The organism is Nonomuraea lactucae, from assembly GCF_003313395.1.
Taxonomy (GTDB): domain Bacteria; phylum Actinomycetota; class Actinomycetes; order Streptosporangiales; family Streptosporangiaceae; genus Nonomuraea; species Nonomuraea lactucae.
The window spans coordinates 1-4821 of the sequence record NZ_QNFZ01000781.1 but is presented as its reverse complement, the minus strand read 5'-3'; the positions used below and the strand labels follow the sequence as shown (position 1 = coordinate 4821).

Annotated in this window: 7 protein-coding genes; 5 read left to right on the top strand and 2 right to left on the bottom strand. The window is 72.3% G+C overall.

Going from position 1 to position 4821, the window contains the following annotated elements; translation table 11 throughout:
• From DQW85_RS27445 to DQW85_RS27425, 5 genes are all read left to right on the top strand, one after another.
• Positions 1–913: restriction endonuclease subunit S domain-containing protein (locus tag DQW85_RS27445; protein WP_476703619.1), on the top strand; the 913-nt coding region annotated here is incomplete at its 5' end.
• 50 nt (positions 914–963) lie between these two features.
• On the top strand, positions 964–1326 hold the full coding sequence (locus DQW85_RS27440; protein ID WP_162795424.1) for a YbaB/EbfC family nucleoid-associated protein: 363 nt from the start codon (positions 964–966) through the stop codon (positions 1324–1326).
• On the top strand, positions 1323–2228 hold the full coding sequence (locus DQW85_RS27435; RefSeq protein WP_113702800.1) for a WXG100-like domain-containing protein: 906 nt from the start codon (positions 1323–1325) through the stop codon (positions 2226–2228). Before DQW85_RS27440 ends, DQW85_RS27435 begins: the two co-directional genes overlap by 4 nt.
• 29 nt (positions 2229–2257) lie before the next feature.
• Complete coding sequence (locus tag DQW85_RS27430; protein WP_113702799.1) at positions 2258–2656, top strand: hypothetical protein; 399 nt, start codon at positions 2258–2260, stop codon at positions 2654–2656.
• A 91-nt stretch (positions 2657–2747) separates the two neighbouring features.
• A complete protein-coding gene (locus DQW85_RS27425; RefSeq protein WP_113702803.1) occupies positions 2748–3839 on the top strand; it encodes a calcium:cation antiporter in 1092 nt (363 codons plus the stop codon).
• Between the two features lie 46 nt (positions 3840–3885).
• Here DQW85_RS27425 and DQW85_RS27420 read toward each other — a convergent pair whose 3' ends face one another.
• Positions 3886–4629: an ABC transporter permease gene (locus DQW85_RS27420; RefSeq protein WP_113702798.1), complete on the bottom strand. Its 744-nt coding sequence runs from the start codon at positions 4627–4629 to the stop codon at positions 3886–3888.
• On the bottom strand, positions 4610–4821 hold a 212-nt coding region (locus DQW85_RS27415), incomplete at its 5' end, for an ATP-binding protein DrrA1-3 family domain-containing protein (protein WP_113702797.1). The genes DQW85_RS27415 and DQW85_RS27420, both read right to left, overlap by 20 nt.

Here is a 4821-nt window from a genome sequence, read left to right as displayed (position 1 = left end):
GGCCGGCGCGCTCCAGGCCGTGATCGCGCTGCCCGCCGGGTCGGCGCCGCAGTCGACCGGCGCCGCCCATCTGTGGCTGCTGCGCCGGCCGGCCGCCGATGACCTGGTCCCGGCCCACCTGCTGGTGGTGGACGCCACCGAGGGGATGCCGGGCGGGACCGTACAGGGGCTCTGGCGGGCCTTCCGGCGCCGGACGCCGGTGGAGGACGGGGGCGGGCGGGCCGTACCGATCATCGAACTGCTCGACGAGGTGGTCGACGTCTCGCCCGCCGTCCACCTGCGGCGGCCCGCGACCGCGCGGGTCGAGTCGGTGGACGCGACGCTGGACCGCTTGAGGGAGCTCGCCGTACGGCTGGCGCGGAGCGTCCCCCAGGTACGGCCGGAGGAGCGCACGCGGGTCATGACGACCATCGGGGAGCTGACCAGGGCCGGGGCGGTGCTGCTGCAGCAGACACCGTCGCAGGCCGATCCGGGCGACGATGAGCTGCCGCTGCTGACCGTCAACGACGTCACCCTCGGCCGGCGGCCCACCGTGCGGGGCAGCGGCCCCATCGCGGCTCCGGGAGACATCGTGATGACGGTGGCGCCCCGGCAGGCGGCCACCCGGGTGCTGATCGAGAGGGTGGCGCTCGGCCCGCACCTGCACCTGATCAGGGTGGACGAGGAGAGCTTCGACCCCTACTTCGTCGCGGCCTTCCTGCGCGAGACCGGCAACTCCCGGGGCGAGATCAGGCGCACGCGGCTTCCCCGGCTGCCACTGGCCGAGCAGCGCCGGTACGGGCAGGCGTTCAGGGAGCTGGCCGAGTTCGAGGACACGCTCAGGGGGGTCGCCGAGACAGGGGAGCTCCTGGCGCGGGTCATCTCGCAGGGGCTGGTCCACGGCGGGTTACGTCCCGGCGAGCCAGGGGCATAGGCCAGGGAGATTTCTCCTGTTTTCCGGTGGGTTATGTTAGTTTGACGATCATGGCATTGTCTGTGGACGCCCTGTACGGCAGCGGGGACGAGGAGCTCGATCGGCTGCTCGACGAGTTCAAGGGTGAGGTCACGGCGCTCGACCAGCTCCAGGAGCAGATCGCCGGCCTGCGCGGGCGCGGCGAGGCCGTGGAGGGGCGCGTCGTGGCCGAGGTGACGCTGACGGGGACGCTCGCCGGACTCACGATCGACCCGCGCGCCATGCGGCTCGGCTCCGCCGACCTGGCCGAGGCCGTTCTCCTCGCCGCGCGCGAAGCCGCCGGCGACGCCGAGCGGAAGGCGCGGGATCTGGTCGGGCCGTTCGTCGCCGGCACCCCGCTGGATCCGCTCCCGCCGTTCCAGGGCTCCCCTTGAGCGTCAACCCCGCCCGCGCCTCCATCTACGGGGCCGGCACGCTGGGCATCGCGGCCTTCGTCTTCAAGATGCTCGCCGTCGAGTACCCGGACGGTGATCCTGCGCGCGCCCGCCAGGCCCGCGACGTCTGGGCGCGGCTCGCCGACCGCCTCGAGAAGAGCCCGCACAACACCTACCCGGCCGCGGAGGCCGTCTGGAAGCGGAACGGCGGCCCCGGCGTGGACGGCTTCAAGAAGGCGGTGACGACGGGGCTCTACCCGCCGCCGCCCGAGCTGGGCCTGCCCGCCCACCTCGCCCGCGCCTGCCGCCGCGCCGGCGCGGCGTGCGACGAGTACGCCGAGGTCGTCGAGAAGGCGCAGCACGCCTACTGGACGGCCGCCCTGGCGAACTTCGCCAGCTTCGTCTTCATCACCACCTTCCCGTGGCAGGCTGGGGCGGCCTACCAGCTGACGCAGTTCCTCATCCGGCGGGCCGAGGCGAAGCTGCTCTCCAAGCTGCTCGAACACGCCATCGCGAAGATCGTGCTGAGCAAGCTGACCGAGTACACGATCGGCAGCGCGTTCTTCGCCGCCGGAGACGTGGCGGTCGTGGCGGGCGTGCGCGCGCTGCGCGGGGACGACCCGGGCTCGCTCGGCGACAACGCGAGGCAGGCGCTGAAGGAGTTCGCCGCCTCGGTCGCGTTCTACGGGGCGTTCGACGCGGCCATGCCGGCCGCCCGGGCGCTCACCAAGAACGCCGACCTGCGATATTTCGCGGGCCGCATGGCCGGGGGGTCCGTCGGCTACGGCCCCACGTACGACGCCCTGAACGGGCAGAGCGGCGAGGACCTCGTTCCCACGTGGAAGGAGACGCTGGGCCGGATGCTGCTCTACTTCACCATGGCCCACAAACCCGCGGGCTGAGACGTCCCTCCGAGAACATTCGAGGACCCATGACCGTTACCCCGGATCCCACCGAACCGCCCGAGCCGCGGCCGGGCGCCGCCGCGCAGCCGCCGATGGAGGTCCACGCGCACCACCTGAGGGACGCCGCGGACGCCTACGACGTCGAGAGGGGCGAGCTCGCCACCCTCGTCGGCCAGGCCGCCGCGGAGCTGGCCGCCATCGGTGACTTCTGGGGCGGTGGCAAGGCCGGGAGCGCCTTCGCGAGGGGGGAGGGCGGCGGCGCGGGGTACGAGGCCGTGTCGGCCCAGGTCGTCGAGGGGCTGGGAGCGCTGCTGGAAGCCCACGGGTCCATCTCGACGCGGCTGCGCCTCATGGCCCGGCGGGTGGAGGTCGCGGACTGGGACACGGTCGCCGCGCTCCTGGCCCTTCCCGAGCCGCCCCCCTGAGGCCCTTCGGAATGGGCGGCATTCCGTACAAACAGGCATGATCAGTGTGATCCCCGTTGGTTTCTGCGAGCGAGAGGGCATCACGCTGCACATGAGCCGTTACATCGCGAAGTGGTGGGCCGTTGCCATACCCGGACTGGCCCTGCCGGCGCTCGTGCTGTCATGGGGGCGGCAGCTGCCCACCTTCGTGGTGATCGTCCTGGCGGTGCTGCTGGCCGGAGCCGTGCTGGCCGCGGTCCACCACGCCGAGGTGATCGCGCACCGGGTCGGCGAGCCGTTCGGATCGCTGGTGCTGGCGGTGGCGGTCACCGTGATCGAGGTGGCGCTCATCGTCAGCCTGATGATCTCCGGAGGCGAGCAGACGGCATCGCTGGCGCGCGACACCGTGTTCGCGGCCGTGATGATCACCTGTAACGGCATCGTCGGGCTCTCGCTGCTCACCGGCACGCTGCGGCGGCGGATCGCGGTGTTCAACGCCGAGGGGACGGGGGGCGCCCTGGCGACGGTGGCCACGCTGAGCACGCTCAGCCTCGTCCTGCCGACGTTCACGACCAGCGCGCGCGGGCCCGCCTTCTCGGGGCCGCAGCTCGTGTTCGCGGCGGTGGTGTCGCTCGCGCTGTACGGGCTGTTCGTGCTCACCCAGACCGTACGGCACCGCGACTACTTCCTGCCGGTCACCACGGGCGGCGAGCCGGCCGGCGAGGAGGGGCACGCCCGCCGGCCCACCGGGCGCAACGCGCTGGCCAGCCTCGCCATGCTCCTGGTGGGGCTCGTGTCGGTGGTCGGACTGGCCAAGGTGGAGTCGCCGGTGATCGAGACGGCGGTGACGGTGGCCGGGCTGCCCCAGGCCGTGGTCGGCGTGGTGATCGCGCTGCTGGTGCTGCTGCCGGAGACCCTGGCGGCCGTCCGGGCCGCCGGGCGCGACCACATCCAGGTGAGCCTCAACCTGGCGCTGGGCTCCGCGATGGCCAGCATCGGGCTGACGATCCCGGCCATCGCGGTGGCGTCGATCTGGCTGGAGGGGCCGCTGCTGCTCGGCCTGGGCGGCACGCACGTGGTGCTGCTGGGGCTGACGATCGCGGTGTCCACGCTGACCGTCGTGCCGGGGCGGGCCACGCTGCTGCAGAGCGGGGTCCACCTGGTGCTCTTCGCCGCGTACCTGTTCCTGGCGGTCAGCCCCTGATGCCCCTTGTCCGGGCTCACGTTGTGTGGGCTCACGTTGTGTGGGCTCACACGCCCTTGCGCATCGCCCGGTTGCCCAGGAGCAGGCCGATCGCGGCGATCAGGGCCGCGGCGGCGGTGCCGTACAGGACCGAGAGGTCGGCGAGGTGGCCGGAGAACAGGGCGCGCTGGGCCTCCACGACGTACGAGATCGGGTTGAACTGCCCGATCGCCCGCAGCCAGCCAGGCCCGGAGTCGATCGGCAGGAACACCCCCGACAGCAGGAGCAGCGGGAACAGCAGGGTCTGCGTCACGACGTAGAACAACGTGCCGCTCGGCGCCGACCTGAACGCCAGCACGAACGACAGCGCCCCCAGGCCGATCCCGAACAGGACCAGCAGGCCGAGCCCCGCCGGCACGCCGGCCGGGTGCGGCCGGAAGCCGAGTGGCAGGGCCAGCACGATGATCAGCACGGACTGGCAGAGCAGGATCGCCATCTCCTTCATGGCCCGGCCGACCAGCATGGCCGTGCGGTTGAGCGGCGTGACCATGAGCCGCTCCATCGAGCCGCCGATCAGCTCGATCAGCAGTGTGTAGCCCGCCGCCATCGGCCCGGACAGGCACATCATGACCAGGATGCCCGGCACGAACCACTGCCAGGACGACCCGACCGCCCCGTCCAGCAGCGAGCCGAACAGGAACAGGAACATCAGCGGCTGCCCCATCTCGAACAGCAGGCCGACGGGCTCGCGGAGAGAGGGCGTGAACTCGCGGGTGAAGACGGTGGCGGTGTCACGAAGGAAGGTCGTCATCGGTGAGGCTTCTCCCGGTGAGAGTGAGGAAGACGTCGTCGAGGGTCGGTCGGGTGGTCTCGGCGCTGGTGACCTTGATGCCGTTCTCCTCCAGCGCGCGCAGGTAGTCGGGCAGGGCCGCCGGGGCGTTGGCCGCGCGCAGCCGCACGGTCGTGCCCTCGGCCGTCGCGGTGGTCGCGCGGGCCGCCGCGG

Coding starts and splice junctions, on each gene's coding strand:
- DQW85_RS27440 (WP_162795424.1), top strand. CDS start 964: ATGGCATTGTCTGTGGACGCCCTGTACGGCAGCGGGGACGAGGAGCTC.
- DQW85_RS27430 (WP_113702799.1), top strand. CDS start 2,258: ATGACCGTTACCCCGGATCCCACCGAACCGCCCGAGCCGCGGCCGGGC.
- DQW85_RS27425 (WP_113702803.1), top strand. CDS start 2,748: ATGAGCCGTTACATCGCGAAGTGGTGGGCCGTTGCCATACCCGGACTG.
- DQW85_RS27420 (WP_113702798.1), bottom strand. CDS start 4,629: ATGACGACCTTCCTTCGTGACACCGCCACCGTCTTCACCCGCGAGTTC.